Origin of the sequence: Thermoanaerobaculum aquaticum, assembly GCF_000687145.1 — a bacterium.
Lineage (GTDB): Bacteria > Acidobacteriota > Thermoanaerobaculia > Thermoanaerobaculales > Thermoanaerobaculaceae > Thermoanaerobaculum > Thermoanaerobaculum aquaticum.
The window spans coordinates 1-2025 of record NZ_JMFG01000018.1 but is presented as its reverse complement, the minus strand read 5'-3'; the positions used below and the strand labels follow the sequence as shown (position 1 = coordinate 2025).

General features: G+C 66.1%; 1 CRISPR repeat array.

Features of this window, described 5'->3' with window-relative positions:
* Window positions 1–50: 50 nt before the first annotated feature.
* Window positions 51–1968: a CRISPR direct-repeat array (repeat unit 29 nt; unit sequence GGAGTCCCCACGCACGTGGGGATGGACCG).
* Window positions 1969–2025 lie beyond the last annotated feature (57 nt).

The window sequence follows — 2025 nt, the reverse complement described above, 5'->3', positions numbered from 1 at the left end:
GCACGTGGGGATGGACCGGCCCTGAAAGAGCGCTACCCTGATGAGCCCACGGAGTCCCCACGCACGTGGGGATGGACCTGTTAGCCTCCTGAGTTCTGGTCTCCGCTGGCCGGAGTCCCCACGCACGTGGGGATGGACCGTGGGTAGGGATGCGTATTGCGCATAGGACCTTGGAGTCCCCACGCACGTGGGGATGGACCGGCTCTTCCAGGCCAACCTGACAGCGCGCAACGGAGTCCCCACGCACGTGGGGATGGACCGATCGCGCTTGCGTCCGAGGAGATTGCTGCTGGGGAGTCCCCACGCACGTGGGGATGGACCGACGCGCGTACCAGCGATGGAACTTGCTCGGTCGGAGTCCCCACGCACGTGGGGATGGACCGTAGGGCTTTCTTGGGGATTCGGGGAAAAAAGGGGAGTCCCCACGCACGTGGGGATGGACCGGGAAGAGCGAATCCGAAGCCAGAAAAGCCGGAGGAGTCCCCACGCACGTGGGGATGGACCGCAGGGGGTGGCTCTTGTTCCTTCTCGATTCTTGGAGTCCCCACGCACGTGGGGATGGACCGCACTCAAGGCGGCAGCACGTGCAACCGGCCTCGGAGTCCCCACGCACGTGGGGATGGGCCGGAACCGAACGCAAGCCCAGCACTTTCGCCGCCGGAGTCCCCACGCACGTGGGGATGGACCGACGGCCTTCCAGGTTTTTTATCCACTCCTCGCGGAGTCCCCACGCACGTGGGGATGGACCGTGCCGTTATGCGCCACCCACCAACCGCTATGCGGAGTCCCCACGCACGTGGGGATGGACCGCCCCTGGCTAGCCAGCTCAAAGATGCACGGGCGGAGTCCCCACGCACGTGGGGATGGACCGTGCCAATCTGACTCATGGGAATTAACAGTATCGGAGTCCCCACGCACGTGGGGATGGACCGCTCTTGCCGGCGCGAAGCAGCGCGCGCAGCAAGGAGTCCCCACGCACGTGGGGATGGACCGACGAGCTCCCTCACGGCTCCATCGTGCAGTATGGAGTCCCCACGCACGTGGGGATGGACCGCGGCGATATCGCCCCAGCGGTCGCGTTACCGACGGAGTCCCCACGCACGTGGGGATGGACCGAGCCGCCGCCCAAATGCCCGCAACTCGATAGCGGAGTCCCCACGCACGTGGGGATGGACCGAGCAGGAGGCCGCTGCACTTGCGTCCTTGGACGGAGTCCCCACGCACGTGGGGATGGACCGTAGTAGGGCGTTTAGGCACCCCAGACGATACGGAGTCCCCACGCACGTGGGGATGGACCGAGTTCAAGACATCGAACGCACCGCTGCTTTTGGGAGTCCCCACGCACGTGGGGATGGACCGAAACCCCCGCAAGCGCGCGCAGTACGCTTGCGGAGTCCCCACGCACGTGGGGATGGACCGCAAAGATCGATGGCATCGTCGCCCTCATTATGGGAGTCCCCACGCACGTGGGGATGGACCGCAAACCCCTTCATCTTGGCCGCGCGACTACGCGGAGTCCCCACGCACGTGGGGATGGACCGCGCAGCTGCTCAGCCTGAGCGGCTGCCTGCTGGGAGTCCCCACGCACGTGGGGATGGACCGAGCTCGCTTGAGTCTGAGCCCACGCAATCCCCGGAGTCCCCACGCACGTGGGGATGGACCTAGTGGTTGACAAATTGCGAATCCAGACCGCCAGGAGTCCCCACGCACGTGGGGATGGACCGTGCGCACATCACGATCGCGGAGACTGGCCGCGGAGTCCCCACGCACGTGGGGATGGACCGAATTTGCTGGTACACCTGCGATACCCGGTCAAGGAGTCCCCACGCACGTGGGGATGGACCGCTGCTGCTATAGCCGCCTCGCTGCCCGTTGAGGGAGTCCCCACGCACGTGGGGATGGACCTGAGCGAGCAACGGCCTACTAGTGATAGGGATGAGGAGTCCCCACGCACGTGGGGATGGACCGACCAACGCCGGCTCCACAGCCGCCGGGTGGAGGGAGTCCCCACGCACGTGGGGATGG